We start from the raw sequence: 19550 nt of genomic DNA on the forward strand, positions 1-19550 counted from the left end.
CTGTCGTTCGCAGCAGAGCCGACTGCGGCAGAGCCGGGCCGCGTGGCGTCGCGTCGAAGGAGACCGATGGTGGAAGCCGTGCAGGATGCGGGAGTGGTCGTCACCGGGGCGGGGGGCGGCATCGGGGCCGCGCTGGCCCGCCGCTTCGCCGCCGAGGGGGCGCGGGTCGTCGTCAACGACCTGGACGCCGAACGGGCGAAGGCAGTGGCCGACGAGATCGGCGGCATCGCGGTCCCCGGAGACGCCTCCGCGGTCCTGACCGAGGCGCGGGACGCCCTCGGCGGCACGGTCGACGTCTACTGCGCCAACGCGGGCCTCGGCTCCGGCGGCACCGAGGCCGCCGACGAGGAGGTGTGGGAGCGGGCCTGGGACGTGAACGTCATGGCGCACGTCCGCGCCGCCCGCGCCCTGCTGCCCGCCTGGCTGGAGCGCGGCGAGGGTCGCTTCGTCTCCACCGTCTCGGCCGCCGGACTGCTCACCATGATCGGCGCCGCCCCCTACAGCGTCACCAAGCACGGGGCGTACGCCTTCGCCGAGTGGCTCTCGCTGACCTACCGCCACCGCGGCCTCAAGGTCCATGCGATCTGCCCCCAGGGCGTCCGCACCGACATGCTGACCGCCTCCGGAAGCGCCGGCGAACTGGTGCTCGCACCCACCGCGATCGACCCCTCGGACGTCGCCGACGCGCTCATCAGGGGCATCGAGGACGATCGCTTCCTGATCCTGCCGCACCCCGAGGTAGCCGCGTACTATCAGGCGCGCGCCACCGAGCCGGATCGCTGGCTGACGAACATGAACCATCTCCAGCAGAAGTGGGAGTCCGCCCGGTGAGCACGTCCCGGTACGCCGCCAAGCCCTGGCTCGCCCTGCTCAGCGACGCCCAGCGCGCCCCCCTCCACCCCGCCGACTCCCTCGTGCACGCCCTGCGCGCGGTCCCCGGGGACCGTACCGCCCTCGCCTACTTCGACGGGCGCCTCAGCTACGCCGAACTGGACGGCCTCACCGACTCGGTCGCCGGGCACCTGGCCGCCCGGGGCCTCGAGCGCGGGGACCGGGTCGCGATCCTGTTGCAGAACTCCCCGCACTTCGTGATCGCCCTGCTGGGGGCCTGGAAGGCGGGCGCGACCGTCGTGCCCGTCAACCCGATGTACAAGTCGGGCGAGGTCACCCACGTCCTCAAGGACGCAGAGGTGAGCGCCCTGGTGTGCGCCGACCGCGCGTGGGAGGCGTATCTGCGCGACACGGCCGCCGGCTCGCCGGTCCGTATCGTGCTCACCGCGTGCGAGCTCGACCTCCAGACCCGGGGCGACGCACGGGTGCTGACCTTCGAACGGGCGGAACCGGCCGCCGACGCGGACGACCTCATGGCCGTCGCACGGCAGGGCCACCCGGCGCCCGAGGGCCGCGACCCGGCATCCTCCGACATCGCGCTGATCAGCTACACCTCGGGCACCAGCGGCACCCCCAAGGGCGCGGTCAACACCCACGGCAACGTCATGTACAACGCCGAGCGGCAGCGGACCGGACTGGGCCTGCCGGAGGTGCCCGTCTACTTCGCGCTGGCGCCGCTGTTCCACATCACCGGCATGGTGTGCGAGCTGGCGTCCTGTCTCACCAGCGGAGGGACGCTCGTCCTCGCCTACCGCTTCGACGCGGGCGTCGTCCTCGACGCCTTCGCCGAGCACCGGCCCCACTACACCGTGGGCCCGTCGACGGCCTTCATGGCGCTGGCCGCCCACCCGTCCGTCACCCCTGGCCACTTCTCCTCCTTCAAGGTCATCTCCTCCGGCGGAGCCCCGCTGCCGCCCGCCCTGGTGGAGAAGTTCCGGGCCGGCTTCGGGCCGTACATCCGCAACGGCTACGGCCTCACCGAGTGCACCGCGCCCTGCGCCTCCGTGCCGCCCGGCCGGGAGGCCCCCGTGGACCCCGTCTCCGGGACGCTCGCCGTGGGCCTGCCGGGCCCCGACACGGTCGTCCGCATCGTCGACGACAAGGGGCAGGAGGTACCGTTCGGTGAGCAGGGCGAGATCGTGGTCCGGGGGCCGCAGGTGGTGCCCGGCTACTGGGGACGGCCCGATGCCACCGCCGAGACCTTCCCGGACGGCGAACTGCGCACCGGGGACATCGGATTCATGGACGAGCGGGGCTGGCTGTACGTCGTCGACCGCAAGAAGGACATGATCAACGCGTCCGGCTTCAAGGTGTGGCCGCGCGAGGTGGAGGACGTCCTCTACACCCATCCGGCGGTGCGCGAGGCGGCCGTCGTCGGGGTGCCCGACGGCTACCGCGGGGAGACCGTCAAGGCGTACATCAGCCTCCGCGCGGGCACCGAGACGGACCCGGGCGCACTGGCCGCGTACTGCAAGGAGAGACTGGCCGCCTACAAGTACCCGCGCCAGGTGGAGATCCTCCCCGATCTGCCGAAAACGGCGAGTGGGAAGATCCTCCGTCGGGAACTGCGTTCCCGATCGCAGAACAGCAAGTAAGCATCCAGGAAAGGCAGGTGGCGGCAGTGCCCAGAACGACGGACGGTGACGGTACACCCGTCCCGAAGCGGCTGCTGGCCGCCGCCACCCGGCTCTTCGCCGATCAGGGGTACGACCGCACATCCGTGCAGGAGATCGTCGAGGCGGCCGGCGTCACCAAGGGTGCGCTTTACCACTACTTCGGCTCCAAGGACGATCTGCTGCACGAGGTGTACGCGCGGGTGCTGCGCATCCAGCAGGAGCGCCTCGACGCCTTTGCGGACGCCGACGAGCCGATCGAGAAGCGGCTGCGGGGCGCGGCCGCGGACGTCGTCGTCACCACGATCGAGAACCTCGACGACGCGATGATCTTCTTCCGGTCCATGCACCACCTGAGCCCGGAGAAGAACAAGCAGGTACGCGCCGAGCGGCGCCGCTACCACGAACGGTTCCGCGCCCTGATCGAGGAGGGCCAGAGGAAGGGCGTGTTCTCCACCGCCACGCCCGCCGACCTGGTGGTCGACTACCACTTCGGCTCGGTGCACCACCTGTCGACCTGGTACCGCCCCGACGGGCCGCTCAGTCCCCAGCAGGTCGCCGACCATCTCGCGGACCTGCTGCTGCGGGCGCTGCGGCCCTGAGCGCATACGTATGCGGGGCGGCCGTCTCCACGGCCGCCCCGCACTTGTGTCTCAGAGGTACTTCTTCAGCTCCCGGCGCGCCAGGGACCGCTGGTGCACCTCGTCCGGCCCGTCCGCGAGCCGCAGGGTCCGGGCCGCCGCCCACAGTTCGGCCAGCGGGAAGTCCTGGCTCACCCCGCCCGCGCCGTGCAGCTGGACCGCCTTGTCGAGGATGTCGACGACCGTGCGCGGAGTTGCGATCTTGATGGCCTGGATCTCGGTGTGGGCGCCCCTGTTGCCGACCGTGTCCATCATCCACGCGGTCTTCAGCACCAGCAGCCGCAGCTGCTCCACAGCCACACGGGCATCGGCGATCCACCCCTGCACCACGCCCTGCTGGGCCAGCGCCTTGCCGAAGGCGGTGCGGGAGACGGCCCTGACGCACATCAGCTCGATCGCCCGCTCGGCCATGCCGATCAGCCGCATGCAGTGGTGGATGCGGCCGGGACCGAGCCGGGCCTGGGCGATGGCGAAGCCGCCGCCCTCCTCCCCGATCAGGTTCGACACCGGCACGCGCGCGTGGTCGAAGACGACCTCGGCGTGACCGCCGTGGTAGTGGTCCTCGTAGCCGTACACCTGCATCGCCCGCTTGACGTGCACGCCGGGCGTGTCGCGCGGGACCAGCACCATCGACTGCTGACGGCGGATGTCGGCCCCGTCCGGGTCCGTCTTGCCCATCACGATGAGGATCTTGCAGTCCGGGTTCATCGCCCCGGAGATGTACCACTTGCGGCCGGTGATGACGTACTCGTCGCCGTCGCGCTCGATGTGCGTGGTGATGTTGGTGGCGTCCGAGGAGGCCACCTCGGGCTCGGTCATGGCGAACGCCGACCGGATCTCCCCGGCGAGGAGCGGCTCCAGCCACTGCTTCCTCTGCCGCTCGTCACCGAACTGGGCGAGCACCTCCATGTTGCCCGTGTCGGGCGCCGCGCAGTTCAGTGCGGTGGGCGCGAGCTGCGGGGAGCGGCCGGTGATCTCGGCGAGCGGCGCGTACTGGAGGTTGGTGAGCCCGGCGCCGTACTCGGCGTCGGGCAGGAACAGGTTCCACAGGCCTTGCCGGCGGGCCTCGGCCTTCAGCTCCTCGACGATCGCGGGGGTGTCCCACGGGGAGGCCAGCCCCGCCCGCTGCTCTTCGGCGACGGCCTCCGCCGGATAGACGTGCTCGTCCATGAAGGCGAGCAGCTTGGCGCGCAGTTCCTCGGTGCGCGCGTCGAACGCGAAGTCCATGACGGTTCAGCCTTCCTGGAGGGTGGTCAGGCCGTGCTCGATGAACACGGGCACCAGTTCGCCGATGCGGTCGAAGCCCCGCCCGACCGTCTGGCCGAGGGTGTAGCGGTAGTGGATGCCCTCGAGGATCACGGCCAGCTTGAACCAGGCGAACGCCGTGTACCAGGAGACGGCGGTGAGGTCGCGTCCCGAGCGGGCGGCGTACCGCTCGATCAGCTCGGCCGGGTCCGGGTGTCCCTCGGCGATGGCGGTGGTGGAGATGGGGGAGTCCGGCAGCCGCAGGGGCACGCTGTACATCACCAGCAGGCCGACGTCGGTGAGCGGGTCGCCGAGCGTGGACATCTCCCAGTCCAGGATGGCGGCGATCCGGTCGTCGTCGCCGAGCAGTACGTTGTCCAGGCGGTAGTCGCCGTGGATCACGGTGGCCTGGGGCGAGACGGGCAGCGCGCGGCCGAGTGCGGCGTGCAGCTCGTCTATGCCGGGCAGCTCCCGGTTGCGGGAGGCGTCCAGCTGCTTGCCCCAGCGGCGCAGCTGCCGGTCCAGGAAGCCCTCGGGGCGGCCGAAGTCGGCGAGCCCCACCTCGGCGGGGTCCACCGCGTGCAGCTCCACCAGGGTGTCCACCAGCCCGAGGATCGCGTCCCGGGTCCGCTGCGGGCCGAGCGGGGCGAGTTGCTCGGCGGTGCGGTAGGGGGTGCCCTCGACGAAGTCCATCACGTAGAAGGGGGCGCCGAGGACGGAGTCGTCCTCGCACAGCAGCACCGGGCGCGGCACCGGGACGGCCGTCGGGTGCAGCGCGCTGATCACCCGGTGCTCGCGCTTCATGTCGTGCGCGGTGGCCAGGACGTGCCCGAGCGGGGGACGTCGTACGACCCACCGGGCCGTGCCGTCCGAGACGGCGTAGGTGAGGTTGGACCGCCCGCCCTCGATCAGCCGGCCGGTCAGGGGACCGTTCACCAGGCCGGGCCGCTCGGTGTCGAGCAGCCCGCGCAGCCGGTCGAGATCGAGACCCGGCGGGTGGTCTGGGCTCATCATTGCTCCTACATGCGCGGAAACGGGACCACCATCATGATGCCGACCGGTCGGTATGTCGTCCAGTGGGTGGCGCGAACGTGATCGGCGCCACGGGCTCTCCGTGGCGCCGACTGCCGGGGTACCGGCACGGCGGCGACGCGCCGCCGTGCCCTCATGCGTGGCTGGCCACCATCTCCCCACCGTTCATGACCGCCATGTCATGGAAGGCGGGCAGCAGATCCAGGGGTGAGCCCTCCGGGCGGCCGTCCAGCTCGGCGTAGGCGCGGTGCAGATTGGCCACCAGCCGCTCGCTCTCGCGCCACTGCGCGAACTCCCCGAGGTCGGTGGCCTGGGCGGCCTGGAGCGGTGTACGGCCCGCCGCGTGGTTCTCCTGAGCCACGTCCGCGACGAACCGCAGATAGCGCTCGGTGCGGTCGAACTCCGAGGGGTCGGTGATCGCGCCGTGGCCCGGCACCACCGTTTCGGCACCCAGTTCGCGCAGCGTGTGGAGGGCGCGCAGCGAGCCGCTGAGCGAACCCATCAGGAGGAACGGCGTACCGCCCTCGAAGACGAGGTCACCGGCGAACAGCACCCGGCGGTGCGGCAGCCACACCACGGAGTCCCCGACCGTGTGGGCGACGCCGGTATGGATGATCTGTGCGTCGATCCCGCCGACATGCATCGTCGTCCGGTCGGTGTACGTCACATCTGCGCCCCGGATACGGATGTCCCCGTAGTCGATCCCGGGCCACACCAGCGGCAGGTTGTGTCCGCTCGCGAGCGCCTCCCGTCGGCAGCCGGCGTGCGAGACGATCGTGGCGAACGGCGCGAAGTGGGAGTTGCCGTAGGTGTGGTCGCCGTGATGGTGGGTGTTGACGACGAACCGCGGCGCGGCCGCCCCGGTGGCCGCGATGGCGGCGGCCAGGGCGCGTGTGCGGCGCTCGGTCGCCGCGGTGTCGACAAGCAGGGTCGTGGTGCCGTCCGCCACGAACCCGGCGTTGTTCAGACACCATCCGCCGTCCGGCTGCACATAGGCGTGTACGTCGTCGGCGAGTGCGACCGTGTACGGTTCCGCCGCGGCCATGGGACCCCCTGAGTCGTCGTCAACCGGTGACCAAGCCTGCCAGTCGGCAACGAGCCCGCGGAAGCAGGGGTTCCCCGTGCGGCCGCGGAGTCGTCAGTGGTCGTCCCAGTGTCCCTCGTGCCCGGCGTGCCGGTGGCCGTCGTGCAGATAGTCGACGTGGTCGCCGTGCGGGACCGCGCGGTGGCCACAGCCCTCGCCGTGCTGGTGCTCGTGTCCCTCGTGGGTGACGTGCCCCCCGGCGTCGCACTCGTCCCAATGGCCGCCGTGCTCACGGTGCAGATGGCCGTCGTGGGCGTAGTCGACGTGATCCCCGTGCGGTACGGCGTCGTGCCCGCAGGCCGGGCCGTGGCTGTGAGGGTGTCCTGTGTGTTCCGCGTGCTGGGTGCTCATGGCGCTCACCTTCGAAGGTGTCGTGCGAGGGGCGGTTCGGACTGACGGAAGGAGAAACCGGTGGGAGGAGAAACCGGTGGGAGGAGAAACCGGCCGGATGAACAGTACCAAAAGGGGCAATCTCGACTCGCTCGACAAGCGTGCCGTGTGAGCACGCCGAGCGTGCTCAGAACACCAGTGCGGCCGCGCACAGGGCGAGGGCGGCCGTGCAGAGGGTCGCTGCGGTGGCGTGGCGGGTCCGCAGTCGTGTGGCGGGGCCGGTCTCCGCGGTGGCCAGGGCACGGATGCGCAGGTGAGCGAGGGTCAGGAAGCCGAGCCAGAGCAGGCCGCACAGGATGACCGCGGCGAAGCCGGCCGCCGTCCCGTCGTGCAGCGCCGTCTTCGCGGCCAGAACGGCGGCAACGGTGCTCGACAAAGTGGTGCGGCGCCAGGCGAGCCGGGTGCGCTCCGGCTGGAGTCCCGGGTCGCGCTCCGGGGCCGGGGCGTTCATCCTTCCCAGCCGAGGACGACGATCACGACCATGGCGACCGCCACCACGGCGACGGCGATGCTCAGCAGTGCCGGGAAACGCGACGCGGGAAGGTCCTCGCCGCGCCGCATGGCCCGCTCGCAGCGCACCCAGTGGTTGATGGCGCGCAACGAGCACAGGACGCCGGCGCCCAGCAGCCCCAGGGCGAGCCCGGCCCGCCAGGCCCAGCGCAGGTCCGGCAGGAACTGGTCCACGGCGAAACCCCCGCCGATCAGCGCCAGCGCGGTGCGCAGCCAGGCCAGAAAGGTGCGCTCGTTGGCCAGCGAGAAGCGGTAGTCGGGCGTACGGCCCTCCTGCCGGATCTCCTGGGGCGCGAACCACAGCCGGACGTTCCGCACGAATTCGCTCACGTGCAGGACCCTACCCGTCCGTCACCGGGGGCCCGGCGGGGCGGCGGCGGCACGGTCCGGGCGGGGATTCAGGCCGTGGCCCGCCGGTACTCCTTGAGACGTCGGTACGCGGCCAGGCCGTCCGGGACCCACTCCCAGCCGGACAGCCGGCGGTCCACCTCCTCCTCCGGCAGGAAGGCGTACCAGGCGACCTCGTCGGCCTGGGGGCTGACGGGCAGGTCGCAGCGGACCTGGTAGACCGAGGACCACCAGCTCCGGCCGGGGCCGTCGTCGTACAGGAACCTGAACAGCGGTTCGGGCCGGGGCAGCCCGCTGACGCCGAGTTCCTCCTCCGCCTCCCGCAGGGCGGCGTCGTCGTAGGACTCGCCCGCGCCGACGACCCCGCCGACGAACATGTCGTACAGGGACGGAAAGACCAGCTTGGTGGAGGTGCGGCGGTGCACGAACAGCCGGCCCTCGCCGTCCCGCGCCTGGATGAACACACACCGGTGGCGCAGTCCGCTCGCGTACGCCTCCCCGCGCGGCGACTGCCCGATGACCCTGTCGTTCTCGTCCACGATGTCGAGGAGCTCGTCTGCGGCACTCATACACCCATCCAAGCAGCGCCGGCCGGCACCGTGCGTCCCGCCCGCACGCCACGGACCCGTCCGCGCTCCGGCGCCGCGGGCCTCACCCCGCCTGGAGGTCCCGTTCGCGTTCCGGCTCAGCCGCCCCCCGGGGCATGGCCGGGTGCAGGCCCAGCAGCACGATGCCGAAGACGATCGCCGCGAGTCCCGCCGTCTCCCAGGCAAGCGCGCCGGTGTCGGTGCGCAGCCGGTCCCCGAGGAAGCCCACCCCGCACACGATCCCGGCCAACGGCTGGGCGGCGGTCAGCGCGGGCAGGGACATCCGCAGCGGCGCCGTCTCGAACGCGCTCTGCACCAGGATCAGCCCCGTCACCCCGAGCACCAGCACACCGTAGGGCTGCCAGCCGGTGACGAACTCCGTCCAGCCGCCCGCCGTGAGCCGCTGCCCGCTCACCCGGGTGAGTGCGTCCTGCACCCCGTACAGCAGCCCCGCCGCCAGGCCCAGGAGCACCGGCCCGATTATCAGCCGTGACTTCTTCGCATAGGCCGTCAGCAGCAGCGCCAGGCCGACCATCACGCCGATGATCAACCAGTGCCGCACCGGATCCGTGACCGCGACGCCCGCCCTGGGCCGCCCCGCCACGATGAACGCCGTGACGCCACCGGCGAGCAGCACGAGCCCGGCCCACCCCTGACGGCCCAGCGGCTGTCTGGTCTGCCGGCGGGACTCGGCCAGCGCGAACAGCAGGTTCGTGGCGACCAGCGGCTCGACCAGGGAGATCTCCCCATGGGCCAGCGCGACGGCGCTGAGGCCCATACCGACCACCATCAGGCCGATGCCGCCGAGCCAGCGGGGCATCTTCACCAGGTCCAGCAGCAGCCGGGGGGAGAGGAAGTCGCTGAGCGGCGCGTGCTGTGCGGCGTTCTGCTGCAGCACAAACCCGGTGCCCAGGCAGAAGGCCGCGCTCACGGCGAGGGCCAGAACCAGTACCGACACGCTGTACCTCGATGATTCAACGGGGTCACGGCAGGCGTATCACGCCGACTGTAACGCCCCGGACTGTGCCCCGCCCGTGGTTGACCGCTTCTCGACAGGCGCCGCCCGTCCATGGCGCACGACGCTCGAACCTACGCACGGCGAGTACCCGGGAGCAGGCGGTTGACGCCGTCACTCCTCCTGCCGAAGGATCTGTCCCGTCGGTCACGGCATACCGACCGGTAGCCACGTCGAGAGGAACTGGCCCCATGGCCTACGACGCTGATGTCATCGTCATCGGGGCGGGCCTCGCCGGGCTCACCGCGACCGCGGAACTGGTGGACGCCGGCCGGAAGGTGATCCTGCTGGACCAGGAGCCCGAGCAGTCGATGGGCGGCCAGGCGTTCTGGTCCTTCGGCGGCCTCTTCCTCGTCGACTCGCCGGAGCAGCGCCGGCTGCGGATCAAGGACAGCCACGCCCTGGCCCTCCAGGACTGGATGGGCACCGCCGCATTCGACCGCCCCGAGGACCACTGGCCGCGCGCATGGGCGGAGGCGTACGTCGACTTCGCGGCCGGCGAGAAACGGGCCTGGCTGCACCGGCAGGGTGTCCGCTTCTTCCCGGTGGTCGGCTGGGCCGAGCGCGGCGGATACGACGCCACCGGCCACGGCAACTCCGTTCCCCGCTTCCACATCACCTGGGGGACCGGCCCCGGGCTGATCGCACCGTTCGTACGCCGCGTCCGGGCCGGCGCCGCGCGCGGTCTGGTCCAGCTGAGGTTCCGGCACCGGGTCACCGGGCTCGCGCGCAGCGCGGGCACCGTCGACACCGTCACCGGGGAGGTCCTGGAGCCCTCGGACGTGCAGCGGGGCCAGGCCAGCAGCCGCACCGTCACCGGCGCCTTCGAGTTCAGGGCCCAGACGGTGATCGTCACCAGCGGCGGCATCGGCGGCGATCACGACCTGGTGCGGGCCAACTGGCCGAAGCGTCTCGGCGCGCCGCCGCAGCGGATGGTCTCGGGCGTGCCCGCGCACGTCGACGGGAAGATGCTCGGCATCGTGGAGGAGAGCGGCGGCCGTCTCATCAACCGCGACCGCATGTGGCACTACACCGAGGGTCTCCACAACTGGGATCCCGTCTGGGAGAACCACGGCATCCGCATCCTGCCGGGCCCGTCCTCCCTCTGGTTCGACGCCCGCGGCCGGCGACTGCCCGTCCCGCTCTTCCCCGGCTTCGACACCCTCGGCACCCTCGAGCACATCATGAAGACCGGGTACGACCACACATGGTTCGTGCTCGACCGGAAGATCATCGGCAGGGAGTTCGCGCTGTCCGGCTCCGAGCAGAACCCCGACCTCACCGGCAAGTCGGTCCGGGACGTGATCGGACGGGCCCGCGCGGACGTGCCCGGACCGGTCAGGGCGTTCATGGACCACGGTGTCGACTTCGTCGTGGAGAAGGACCTGGGCGCGCTGGTGCGCGGTATGAACGCGCTCACCGCGGAGCCGCTCATCGACGAGGCCGAGCTGCGCCGCGAGATCGTCGCGCGGGACCGGGAGGTCCTGAACCCGTTCACCAAGGACCTCCAGGTGACCGCCATCCGCGGGGCCCGCCGCTTTCTCGGCGACCGGCTGATCCGCACGGCCGCCCCGCACCGCATCCTTGACCCCGGCGCGGGTCCCCTGATCGCGGTGCGCCTGAACATCCTCACCCGCAAGACGCTCGGCGGCCTGGAGACCGATCTGTCCTCGCGGGTGCTGACCGAGGGCGGCGACCCGCTCGCGGGGGTGTACGCGGCCGGGGAGGCGGCGGGCTTCGGCGGGGGCGGGGTGCACGGCTACCGCTCCCTGGAGGGCACGTTCCTCGGCGGCTGCCTGTTCTCGGGGCGCACGGCCGGACGCGCGGCGGCGAAGGCGCTCGGGTGACGGGAGGCCGGGCCCCTGAGAACCCGGTGAGAAATGGTTACGGAATCCTGACGGGCACCCGTCCACCCTGGCCCCGAGGGGGTGGCGGGTGTTCGAATCAGTCCGTGAACCCTGAACGACCCGAAGAGAGGGACGCACCGGAGCCCGGGGACCGGGGGACACCCGAGCCCACCGCGACCGGCACCCCGATAGGACGCCGGGTGCTGCTGGGGACCCTGGGCCTCGGCGCGCTCGGCGTCGTCGCCGCGCCCACGCTCCAGCGCGGTCTGGAAGCCTTCCTCGGCAGTGTCTCCGGCAAGGACCCGACGGGCCTGACCGGTCTGCTGCCCAACGGTGGCGGCTTCCGGTACTACTCCGTGACGGCGTCCGTTCCGCACCGGAACGAGACCGACTACCGCCTCACCGTCGACGGCCTGGTCGACCACCCGAAGACCTATACGCTCGCCGACCTGCGGGCCCTGCCCCAGACCCGGCTCGTGCAGGACGTCCAGTGCGTCACGGGCTGGCGGGTGCCGAAGACACCGTTCGAAGGGGTACGGCTCGTCACCCTGCTGGAGGCCGCGGGCGTCCGCTCCTCCGCCGGTGCCGTCCGCTTCACCTGCTTCGACGGGGCGTACACCGAGAGCCTCACCCTCGACCAGGCGCGCCGCAGCGATGTCCTGGTGGCGCTGAAGATGCAGGACAAGCCGGTGAGCCACGAACACGGCGGCCCGGTCCGCCTCTATGTCGCCCCCATGTACTTCTACAAGTCCGCGAAGTGGCTCTCCGGCATCACCGTCACCCGGGACGTGCGCCCCGGGTACTGGGAGGAGCGCGGCTACGACGTGGACGCGTGGGTCGGCCGGTCGAACGGACGGGACGATGCCCCCACGAGTTGACGCCGAGCAGCCCGTCGCCGCTCCGGCCCGGGTACACCGCTTCACGCGCGCGGAGCGCTGGGTCCACCGCACGACGGCCGTGCTGATGGGCGTGTGCGTGGCCACCGCGGCCTGCCTGTACATCCCGGTCTTCGCGGAACTGGTCGGCCGCCGTGAACTGGTGGTCAGGATCCACGAGGTGGCGGGCGTGCTGCTCCCGGTCCCCGTCCTGGCGGGCCTGGCCTCCCGGGCCTTCCGCGCGGACCTGGGCCACCTCAACCGCTGGGGGCCGCACGACCGGATCTGGCTGCGCGCGGCCCTGCGCCGCGACCACCGCCGCCGGTCCCGCCCCGCGGGAAAGTTCAACGCGGGCCAGAAGACGTACGCGGCCTGGATCGCGGGCGCCACGCTGGTGATGCTCGGCACGGGACTGCTGATGTGGTTCACCCACCTCACCCCGCTGAAGTGGCGCACATCGGCGACCTTCGTGCACGACTGGCTCGCCCTGACCATCGGCGTGGTCCTGGCCGGCCACATCGGCATGGCCCTCGGAGACCCGGAGTCCCGCAGGGGCCTGCGCACGGGCCTGGTCAGCCGCCACTGGGCGGACCGGGAACACCCGCTGTGGCGCCCGTAGCCGCGACGCATGTCACGAGCCGGGGGCGCCCGTCCCGGCCGTGCCCGCCGGCCACGGCCCGGCCGGCGGCCCGCTTGGCCGCCGCGAGTGCCCCGGCGTCCGGGCCGTGTGCCTCGGGGGCCTCGACGAGCCGGGCCGGTGCTGCCGCGGCCGAGGCGACGGTGGCGCCCCGGCCGGGGGTGCCGCCGGCCCGGCCGGGGGTGCGGTTCCCCACCGTCAGCGGGTGGCCGGCGGTCAGGAAGGCGGAGGCGACTGCCGTCGAACTCCGGATCGCCGCCACGTGACGTCCTGGACGCGCGTGACGTCCTGGACTCCCTGGCCGGGCATCCGCTGTAGTCGGTCCGGGAAGTCCGCGACGTTCCGAAGTCCGGCAGCGGCTAGATCACTAGGGACAGCAGCAGCACCAAGGCGCCGGCGACCACCGAGATGATCGTCTCCATGACCGACCAGGTCTTGACGGTCTGCCCGACGCTCAGTCCGAAGTACTCCTTCACCAGCCAGAAGCCGGCGTCGTTGACATGGCTGAAGAACAGCGAGCCGGCGCCGATGGCCAGGACCAGCAGGGCGGCGTGAGTGGTCGACATATCGGCCGCGAGCGGCGCGACCAGACCCGCCGCCGAGACGGTCGCCACGGTCGCGGAACCCGTCGCGAGCCGGATCGCCACGGCGATCAGCCAGGCCAGCAGCAGGGCGGGGATCGACCAGTCCCTGGATATGTCCAGGACCATCCTGCCCACGCCGCAGTCGATCAGCGTCTGCTTGAAGCCGCCGCCGGCGCCCACGATGAGCAGGATGCCCGCGATGGGGGCGAGCCCCTTCTCGACGGTCCGCGTGATCCGCTCCTTGCTGAACCCGGCCGGGCGGCCCAGCGTGAAGATGCCGACGATCACGGCGGCGAGCAGGGCGACCAGCGGGGAGCCGATCACGTCGAAGATCCGCTGCACCATCTTCGCCGGGTCGTCCACGACGATGTCGACCAGGGCCTTGGACAGCATCAGGACGACCGGGAGCAGCACGGTGGCCAGGGTGGCGCCGAAGCCGGGACGCCTCTCCAACTCCTCGGAGGCGCGCGGCGGGAGCATCCGTTCCGGAACCGGGGCGTCCACCCAGCGGGCCGCGACCTTCGAGAACAGCGGACCGGCGATGATCACCGTCGGGACGGCGACCAGCACCCCGAGCGCCAGCGTCACGCCGAGGTTGGCCTTGACGGCGTCGATCGCCACCAGCGGCCCCGGGTGCGGCGGGATCAGACCGTGCATCACCGACAGGCCCGCGAGCGCCGGGATGCCGATCCGCATCAGCGAGTAGCCGCCGCGCTTGGCGACCATCAGCACGACGGGGATCAGCAGCACGATGCCGACCTCGAAGAACAGCGGCAGACCGATCACCGAGGCGATCAGCACCATCGCCCACGGCATCGCACGGCCCTTGGCCCGGGCGAGGATCGTGTCGACGATCTGGTCCGCGCCCCCGGAGTCGGCGAGCAGCTTGCCGAGGATCGCGCCGAGCGCGATCAGGACGCCCACACCGGCGACGGTCGAGCCGAGTCCGGTGGTGAAGCTGGTGATGGCCTTGTCGAGCGGTGCCCCGGCGAACGCGCCGAGGGCGAGCGAGCCGATGGTCAGGGCCAGGAAGGCGTGGAGCTTGAACTTGGTGATGAGCAGCACGATGACGGCGATGCCCGCCGCCGCAGCGATGCCCAGTTGAGCGTGGCCCGCCGAGGTGATCGGCTCGACGGTGTCCGCTGCCAGCATCTCGACGCTGAGTCTGGTCACGGGGGTCCCTTGGGTGAGGAGAGGAACTCTCGGTTTCTGGTGGGGAAGGGCCCTCGGACCGCCCGCCCCGGGGAAGCGGCGGCGGCGCGAGGGCCGGGGGTTACTGCGAGGGCTGGGCGGAGGACCGCTCGAGGTCGCGCAGGGCGTCCATGGCGCGGGCGGTGATCTTCTCGGGGCTGCCCGAGACGTCCACCGCCACCCCCGCCTCGTCGGGCTCCAGCTGCTGGAGCGTGGCGAACTGGGAGTCCAGCAGCCCGGTGGGCATGAAGTGCCCCTGCCGGTGCGCCATCCGGTCCTCGATGAGCTTGCGGTCGCCCGTGAGGTGCACGAAGACGATGCCGGGAGCCGAGGCCCGCAGCCGGTCGCGGTACGCCCGCTTCAGCGCCGAGCTGCTGACGACCCCGCCGAGTCCCGCCCGCCCCTGCGCCCAGGTGCCGATGGCGTCCAGCCAGGGCCACCGGTCCTCGTCCGTGAGCGGGACACCCGCCGACATCTTGGTGATGTTGGCCGGCGGGTGGAAGTCGTCGCCCTCTGCGTACGGAACGCCGAGCCGGGCCGCGAGCAGGGGACCGACCGTGGTCTTGCCGGTTCCCGCGACGCCCATGACCACGACGACGTGGGGGGTACGCACTTGCTGCATCGTGCTCTCGCTGTCTTCGTCGACATCTGATGTCGACGTCACTGAAACCGATTAGGTACGACTAATTCAAGAGTCTGTGATGAATAAGTCTGACTTTTTCTTGGCGTGACCCGCCTCGTACGCTGAGTGCATGACCACTCCGGGCCGGGGACTGCACGGCCGTGTACTGGACACCCTCGGCCCAGCGATCACTGCGGGCGAGTACCCGCCGGGCAGCGTCCTGCGCACCGACGAACTCGCCCAGCACTTCGAGGTCTCCAGGTCCGTGATGCGCGAGGCGGTCCGGGTCCTGGAGTCGATGCACCTGGTGGAATCCCGCCGCCGGGTGGGAGTGACGGTCCGTCCCAAGGCCGAGTGGAACGTCTACGATCCCCAGGTCATCCGGTGGCGCCTGGCCGGCGCCGACCGCCCGCACCAGCTGCGCTCACTGACCGTGCTGCGGTCGGCGATCGAACCCGTGGCCGCGGGCCTGGCCGCCCGCAACGCCACGCCCGAGCAGTGCGCCCGGCTCACCGAGTGCGCACTGGGCATGGTCGCCAACTCGCGCGGTCACCAGCTGGAGGGATACCTGGTCCACGACATGGCCTTCCACCGGACGATCCTGGACGCGTCCGGCAACGAGATGTTCGCCCGCCTCGGCGATGTGGTCGCGGAGGTCCTCTCCGGTCGCACCCACCACGACGTGATGTTCGAGGACCCCGACCCGGCCGCGGTCACCCTGCACGTCCAGGTCGCGGAGGCGGTACGGGAAGGGGACGCGGCCCGTGCCGAGCATCTGACCCGCGAGATCACCGTCGGCGCACTGCACGAGCTGGACATTCTCGTGCCATAGCGGCCGTATGTCGCCGCGTCGGCCGTCCGTCGCCGCGTCAGTCGAGGAAGTCCCCGTCGACGTACACCCATGCCCCGTCCACCCGTTCGAACCGGCTGCGTTCGTGCAGGGTGCCGCCCCGGTAGGAGGCGCGGAAGGTCACCGTTCCCGTCGAGTGGAACGCGGATCCGCCCGTCGACTCCAGGACCTCCAGCCCCGTCCAGCGCATCCCGGGGTCGAGGTCGAGGCGCGCGGGACGGGTGCGCGGATGCCAGGTCCGCAGCAGATACCCGGTGTCCCCCTGGACGAACGCGCTGTACCGGGACCGCATGAGCGCCTCGGCGGTCGGCGCGGCGACGGCACCCGAGTGGAAACGGCCGCAGCACTTCTCGTACGCCTCGGACAGCCCGCACGGGCAGGAACGCGTGGTCATGACCGTCATTCTGCCGGGTCGGGCGCGGCGCCCCGCGCGGCGGGCGGACGGACCGGCGAGAAGGCCGGCCGGGCCGCCGGAGTTTCGGCTTTCCTTGCGTGCGTACCCGCCCCATCGGAGTCACAGTGGAAGAAGACCGTGCGCCGTGTGCGGCGCCGCGGCGCACCGGTGTGAGGAGGGACGGAAGATGACGACGACCCGAGCCGCCCGCAGCCGGCCTCCCACCGCCAAGGAGTGGACCCTGCGCCTCTACCTCTCCGAGCACGACCCCGCCACCACGGCCCGGGTCGTCCTGGACACCGGTGACAACCTGCTGGAGAGCTGCGCCGCGGCACACCGCAACCCCTACGACCCGGAGGTCCCCGAGATCGGCGACGAGCTCGCCGCCGGGCGCGCGCTGATCGCGCTGGGCCAGAAGCTGCTGCGCGCGGCCGCCGGCGACATCGAAGAGACCGGAGCGCCGGAGGAGGCCCCACCCGCCCCGCTGTGGCTTCCCCGGGAGTGAGGAGGCCGAGCGTGATCTTCATGAATCGTCAGGAAGCGGGCCGGCGACTCGGCGCCCGCCTCGAGCATCTCCGGGACCGGGACGCGGTCGTGCTGGGGCTGCCCAGGGGAGGGGTCCCGGTGGCGTTCGAGGTCGCACAGGCGATCGAGGCGCCACTCGATGTCTGCCTGGTACGCAAGCTGGGCGTGCCCTTCCAGCCGGAGCTGGGGATGGGGGCGATCGGCGAGGACGGCGTACGCGTCATCAACGATGCGGTGGTACGCGAGGCACGCGTCACCCCGGAGGACCTCGCCCGGGTCGAGGAGCACGAACGGGGCGTCCTCGAGCAGCGGGCCCGGCGCTACCGCGGTGAGCGCGAGCCCGTCACCCTCCAGGACCGGACCGTGGTCGTGGTCGACGACGGTGTGGCCACGGGTTCGACCGCGCGGGCGGCCTGCCGGATCGCCCGGGCACGCGGTGCCGCGTGGATCGTGCTGGCGGTCCCCGTCGCCCCGCTCGACTGGACCGAGCGGCTCGGCGGGGAGGCCGACGAACTGGTGTCCGTGGCGACGCCGCGCGACTTCTTCGCGATCGGCCAGTTCTACGCGGACTTCGCCCAGACCGACGACGACGAGGTCGCCGACTGCCTGAGGCGGGCGACAGGACGCTCCGCCGGGGACACCTCCGAAGCCGGGTCCGCCGAAACGGAGTTGGAGGTGACCGCCGGCGCCGTACGCCTCAGAGGGCAGCTGACCGCGCCCGAGGACGCGCCCGGGGTCGTGGTGTTCGCGCACGGCAGCGGCAGCAGCCGGCACAGCCCGCGCAACCAGTTCGTGGCCGGGGGCCTGAACCGGGCCGGCCTCGGCACCCTGCTGTTCGACCTGCTCACCGAGGACGAGGAGCAGGACCGGGCCAATGTGTTCGACACCGGCCTGCTGGCCGGACGGCTGGCCGACGCCACCCGCTGGCTGCGCGCACAGCCCGGATTCGAGACGCTCGCCGTCGGGTACTTCGGCGCCAGCACCGGCGCGGCCGCCGCCCTGTGGGCCGCCGCGGAGCCCGAGGCCCGCATCGCCGCGGTGGTCTCCCGGGGCGGCCGCCCCGACCTCGCCGGGCCCCGGCTGCCCGCGGTGTCCGCGCCCACGCTGCTCATCGTAGGCGGCGCCGACCCGACCGTACTCGACCTCAACCGGCAGGCACAGGCGCGGCTGCGGTGCGAGAACCACCTCGCCATCGTCCCCGGCGCCACTCACCTGTTCGAGGAGCCCGGCACCCTGGAGGTGGTGACCGACCTGGCCCGCGACTGGTTCACCGATCACATGGCCCCCGCTCACGTCTAGCACCCCGGCGACCCCGCCCCCGACCCGCCCGGCACTGCGGCCCACAGGCCTCTCGCACCGGCCGTACGACCGCCTTAGCGTGGGAGGGTGGACGAGGGCGTGGTCACGCTGTTCCTCGGCGGTGACGTCATGCTCGGCCGGGGCGTCGATCAGGTCCTCCCGCACCCCGGTGACCCGGCGCTGCGGGAGGCGTACGTCCGCGACGCCCGGGACTACGTGGGCCTGGCCGAGGCGGTGAACGGGCCGGTTCCCCGGGCGGGCTTCCGCAGGCCCTGGGGCGAGGCTCTGGCGGTCCTGGAGGCCGCGGCGCCCGACGTACGGGTGATCAATCTGGAGACCTCCGTCACCCGCCACGACGACTTCGCGCCCGGCAAGGGCGTCCACTACCGGATGACCCCCGCCAACCTGCCCTGTCTGGCGGCGGTCCGCCCCGATGTCTGCGTCCTGGCCAACAACCATGTGCTCGACTTCGGCCGCCGTGGCCTCGCGGAGACCCTCGACGCCCTGGCGGGCGCGAGACTGCGGACGGCGGGGGCGGGGCCCGACGCGGCTTCGGCCCGCCGGCCGGCGGTCGTGCCCCTGCGCGGCGGCGGCCGGGTGCTGGTCTTCTCCTTCGGCATGCCCTCCAGCGGTATCCCGGAGCACTGGGCCGCCACCGAGGACCGGTCCGGTGTCGACCTCCTCCCCGGGCCCACCATGACCTCCGCCGCCGCGTTCGCCGAGCGCCTGCACCGCGTGAAACGCCCGGGTGACCTCGCCGTCGCCTCCGTCCACTGGGGCTCCAACTGGGGCTACGACATCTCGCGCGCCCAGATCCGCTTCGCGCACGCGCTCGTCGACGCGGGCGTGGACATCCTGCACGGTCACTCCTCGCACCACCCGCGCCCCCTGGAGGCGTACCGGGACAGGCTCGTCCTCTACGGCTGCGGCGACCTCGTCGACGACTACGAGGGCATCGGCGGCTACGAGCGGTACCGGGACGACCTGCGGCTGCTCTACCTGGTCTCGGTCGAGCCGGACACCGGCAGGCTGACCGGTGTCCGGATGGTGCCCCTGCAGTCACGCAGAATGCGGCTGGAACACGCCTCGTCCGAGGACGCCGCATGGCTGCGAGCCGCCCTCGACACGTGCAGCCGCCCTCTCGGCACCCACATCGGCCTCGACCCCGACAACACGCTGAGATTCCGCTGCCCGCCCGTGCGGAAGTGACCGCTTCCCATCGTCCCGGCAGCGATGCAGCCCGACGGGCACGGCGTTCCGGCCCACGCAAACCGGTCCGCTCCGGTCCGGTCCCGAGACCGGACCACTCCCGCCGGAGCCGCTCCCGCGCCGACCCCGCCCGCCCCGCGCCGACGCAGCGCACGTCGACG

General features: G+C 72.1%; 22 protein-coding genes. 10 read left to right on the forward strand and 12 right to left on the reverse strand.

Features of this window, described 5'->3' with window-relative positions; genetic code table 11:
• Positions 1–66 precede the first annotated feature (66 nt).
• From ABZ876_RS29375 to ABZ876_RS29385, 3 genes are read left to right on the forward strand one after another with little or no spacing between them, the layout of a single operon-like run.
• Positions 67–831, forward strand: coding sequence for an SDR family NAD(P)-dependent oxidoreductase (locus ABZ876_RS29375; protein ID WP_361787578.1), 765 nt, complete (start codon positions 67–69; stop codon positions 829–831).
• On the forward strand, positions 828–2486 hold the full coding sequence (locus ABZ876_RS29380; RefSeq protein WP_361787580.1) for an AMP-binding protein: 1659 nt from the start codon (positions 828–830) through the stop codon (positions 2484–2486). The genes ABZ876_RS29375 and ABZ876_RS29380 overlap by 4 nt, the downstream gene beginning before the upstream one ends.
• Positions 2487–2512: 26 nt before the next feature.
• The gene (locus tag ABZ876_RS29385) at positions 2513–3106 is read left to right on the forward strand and encodes a TetR/AcrR family transcriptional regulator (protein WP_361787582.1); all 594 of its coding nucleotides are present in this window, start codon (positions 2513–2515) and stop codon (positions 3104–3106) included.
• 51 nt (positions 3107–3157) lie between these two features.
• Here the strand turns inward: ABZ876_RS29385 and ABZ876_RS29390 are convergent, their stop codons facing one another.
• The 8 genes from ABZ876_RS29390 to ABZ876_RS29425 all read right to left on the reverse strand — a co-directional run bounded on the left by ABZ876_RS29390 (position 3158) and on the right by ABZ876_RS29425 (position 9299).
• The gene (locus tag ABZ876_RS29390) at positions 3158–4372 is read right to left on the reverse strand and encodes an acyl-CoA dehydrogenase family protein (RefSeq protein ID WP_361787584.1); all 1215 of its coding nucleotides are present in this window, start codon (positions 4370–4372) and stop codon (positions 3158–3160) included.
• A gap of 6 nt (positions 4373–4378) precedes the next feature.
• Complete coding sequence (locus ABZ876_RS29395) at positions 4379–5401, reverse strand: phosphotransferase family protein (RefSeq protein WP_361787586.1); 1023 nt, start codon at positions 5399–5401, stop codon at positions 4379–4381.
• Between the two features lie 154 nt (positions 5402–5555).
• Positions 5556–6467: an MBL fold metallo-hydrolase gene (locus ABZ876_RS29400; RefSeq protein WP_361787588.1), complete on the reverse strand. Its 912-nt coding sequence runs from the start codon at positions 6465–6467 to the stop codon at positions 5556–5558.
• A gap of 93 nt (positions 6468–6560) precedes the next feature.
• A complete protein-coding gene (locus ABZ876_RS29405; protein WP_361787590.1) occupies positions 6561–6857 on the reverse strand; it encodes a hypothetical protein in 297 nt (98 codons plus the stop codon).
• A gap of 166 nt (positions 6858–7023) precedes the next feature.
• On the reverse strand, positions 7024–7347 hold the full coding sequence (locus ABZ876_RS29410) for a DUF202 domain-containing protein (RefSeq protein ID WP_361787592.1): 324 nt from the start codon (positions 7345–7347) through the stop codon (positions 7024–7026).
• Positions 7344–7736 carry a DUF202 domain-containing protein gene (locus ABZ876_RS29415; protein ID WP_361787594.1) on the reverse strand — a complete coding sequence of 131 codons (393 nt, stop codon included), beginning with the start codon at positions 7734–7736 and terminating at the stop codon, positions 7344–7346. Before ABZ876_RS29415 ends, ABZ876_RS29410 begins: the two co-directional genes overlap by 4 nt.
• 68 nt (positions 7737–7804) lie before the next feature.
• The gene (locus tag ABZ876_RS29420) at positions 7805–8323 is read right to left on the reverse strand and encodes an NUDIX domain-containing protein (RefSeq protein ID WP_361787596.1); all 519 of its coding nucleotides are present in this window, start codon (positions 8321–8323) and stop codon (positions 7805–7807) included.
• Positions 8324–8405: 82 nt separating this feature from the next.
• Entirely contained in the window at positions 8406–9299 is an 894-nt protein-coding gene (locus ABZ876_RS29425; RefSeq protein WP_361787598.1) for a DMT family transporter, read from the reverse strand.
• Positions 9300–9547: 248 nt separating this feature from the next.
• On the opposite strand from ABZ876_RS29425, the gene ABZ876_RS29430 reads away from it, so the two are divergent.
• The 3 genes from ABZ876_RS29430 to ABZ876_RS29440 all read left to right on the forward strand — a co-directional run bounded on the left by ABZ876_RS29430 (position 9548) and on the right by ABZ876_RS29440 (position 12697).
• Positions 9548–11203: an FAD-binding dehydrogenase gene (locus ABZ876_RS29430; RefSeq protein WP_361787600.1), complete on the forward strand. Its 1656-nt coding sequence runs from the start codon at positions 9548–9550 to the stop codon at positions 11201–11203.
• A 104-nt stretch (positions 11204–11307) separates the two neighbouring features.
• Positions 11308–12081 carry a molybdopterin-dependent oxidoreductase gene (locus ABZ876_RS29435; RefSeq protein WP_361787602.1) on the forward strand — a complete coding sequence of 258 codons (774 nt, stop codon included), beginning with the start codon at positions 11308–11310 and terminating at the stop codon, positions 12079–12081.
• On the forward strand, positions 12065–12697 hold the full coding sequence (locus tag ABZ876_RS29440) for a cytochrome b/b6 domain-containing protein (RefSeq protein ID WP_361787604.1): 633 nt from the start codon (positions 12065–12067) through the stop codon (positions 12695–12697). Before ABZ876_RS29435 ends, ABZ876_RS29440 begins: the two co-directional genes overlap by 17 nt.
• Here ABZ876_RS29440 and ABZ876_RS29445 read toward each other — a convergent pair.
• From ABZ876_RS29445 to ABZ876_RS29455, 3 genes are all read right to left on the reverse strand, one after another.
• Complete coding sequence (locus ABZ876_RS29445; protein ID WP_361787606.1) at positions 12651–12977, reverse strand: hypothetical protein; 327 nt, start codon at positions 12975–12977, stop codon at positions 12651–12653. The genes ABZ876_RS29440 and ABZ876_RS29445 overlap by 47 nt on opposite strands.
• A 97-nt stretch (positions 12978–13074) precedes the next feature.
• Positions 13075–14472: a gluconate:H+ symporter gene (locus ABZ876_RS29450; RefSeq protein WP_361787608.1), complete on the reverse strand. Its 1398-nt coding sequence runs from the start codon at positions 14470–14472 to the stop codon at positions 13075–13077.
• A gap of 100 nt (positions 14473–14572) precedes the next feature.
• Positions 14573–15112, reverse strand: coding sequence for a gluconokinase (locus ABZ876_RS29455; RefSeq protein ID WP_361787610.1), 540 nt, complete (start codon positions 15110–15112; stop codon positions 14573–14575).
• 130 nt (positions 15113–15242) lie between these two features.
• Between ABZ876_RS29455 and ABZ876_RS29460 the strand changes: the two genes are divergently transcribed.
• Positions 15243–15944 carry a FadR/GntR family transcriptional regulator gene (locus ABZ876_RS29460; protein WP_361787612.1) on the forward strand — a complete coding sequence of 234 codons (702 nt, stop codon included), beginning with the start codon at positions 15243–15245 and terminating at the stop codon, positions 15942–15944.
• A gap of 37 nt (positions 15945–15981) precedes the next feature.
• Here ABZ876_RS29460 and ABZ876_RS29465 read toward each other — a convergent pair whose 3' ends face one another.
• The gene (locus ABZ876_RS29465; protein ID WP_361787614.1) at positions 15982–16356 is read right to left on the reverse strand and encodes a YchJ family protein; all 375 of its coding nucleotides are present in this window, start codon (positions 16354–16356) and stop codon (positions 15982–15984) included.
• A gap of 187 nt (positions 16357–16543) precedes the next feature.
• On the opposite strand from ABZ876_RS29465, the gene ABZ876_RS29470 reads away from it, so the two are divergent.
• From ABZ876_RS29470 to ABZ876_RS29480, 3 genes are all read left to right on the forward strand, one after another.
• Positions 16544–16861 carry a dsRBD fold-containing protein gene (locus tag ABZ876_RS29470; protein ID WP_361787616.1) on the forward strand — a complete coding sequence of 106 codons (318 nt, stop codon included), beginning with the start codon at positions 16544–16546 and terminating at the stop codon, positions 16859–16861.
• Positions 16862–16872: 11 nt separating this feature from the next.
• Positions 16873–18180 (forward strand): phosphoribosyltransferase family protein, encoded by a 1308-nt coding sequence (locus ABZ876_RS29475; protein ID WP_361787618.1) that lies wholly within the window; start codon positions 16873–16875, stop codon positions 18178–18180.
• 87 nt (positions 18181–18267) lie between these two features.
• Positions 18268–19389 carry a CapA family protein gene (locus ABZ876_RS29480; protein WP_361787620.1) on the forward strand — a complete coding sequence of 374 codons (1122 nt, stop codon included), beginning with the start codon at positions 18268–18270 and terminating at the stop codon, positions 19387–19389.
• Positions 19390–19550 lie beyond the last annotated feature (161 nt).

Source organism: Streptomyces sp. NPDC046931 (assembly GCF_040644655.1).
Classification (GTDB): domain Bacteria; phylum Actinomycetota; class Actinomycetes; order Streptomycetales; family Streptomycetaceae; genus Streptomyces.

Bases quoted from the DNA above. Each gene is read 5' to 3' on its own strand.
- ABZ876_RS29395 (WP_361787586.1), bottom strand. From the start codon at position 5,401: ATGAGCCCAGACCACCCGCCGGGTCTCGATCTCGACCGGCTGCGCGGG.
- ABZ876_RS29405 (WP_361787590.1), bottom strand. From the start codon at position 6,857: ATGAGCACCCAGCACGCGGAACACACAGGACACCCTCACAGCCACGGC.
- ABZ876_RS29470 (WP_361787616.1), top strand. From the start codon at position 16,544: ATGACGACGACCCGAGCCGCCCGCAGCCGGCCTCCCACCGCCAAGGAG.
- ABZ876_RS29420 (WP_361787596.1), bottom strand. From the start codon at position 8,323: ATGAGTGCCGCAGACGAGCTCCTCGACATCGTGGACGAGAACGACAGG.
- ABZ876_RS29440 (WP_361787604.1), top strand. From the start codon at position 12,065: ATGCCCCCACGAGTTGACGCCGAGCAGCCCGTCGCCGCTCCGGCCCGG.
- ABZ876_RS29430 (WP_361787600.1), top strand. From the start codon at position 9,548: ATGGCCTACGACGCTGATGTCATCGTCATCGGGGCGGGCCTCGCCGGG.
- ABZ876_RS29375 (WP_361787578.1), top strand. From the start codon at position 67: ATGGTGGAAGCCGTGCAGGATGCGGGAGTGGTCGTCACCGGGGCGGGG.
- ABZ876_RS29400 (WP_361787588.1), bottom strand. From the start codon at position 6,467: ATGGCCGCGGCGGAACCGTACACGGTCGCACTCGCCGACGACGTACAC.
- ABZ876_RS29465 (WP_361787614.1), bottom strand. From the start codon at position 16,356: ATGACCACGCGTTCCTGCCCGTGCGGGCTGTCCGAGGCGTACGAGAAG.
- ABZ876_RS29460 (WP_361787612.1), top strand. From the start codon at position 15,243: ATGACCACTCCGGGCCGGGGACTGCACGGCCGTGTACTGGACACCCTC.
- ABZ876_RS29390 (WP_361787584.1), bottom strand. From the start codon at position 4,372: ATGGACTTCGCGTTCGACGCGCGCACCGAGGAACTGCGCGCCAAGCTG.
- ABZ876_RS29410 (WP_361787592.1), bottom strand. From the start codon at position 7,347: ATGAACGCCCCGGCCCCGGAGCGCGACCCGGGACTCCAGCCGGAGCGC.
- ABZ876_RS29455 (WP_361787610.1), bottom strand. From the start codon at position 15,112: ATGCAGCAAGTGCGTACCCCCCACGTCGTCGTGGTCATGGGCGTCGCG.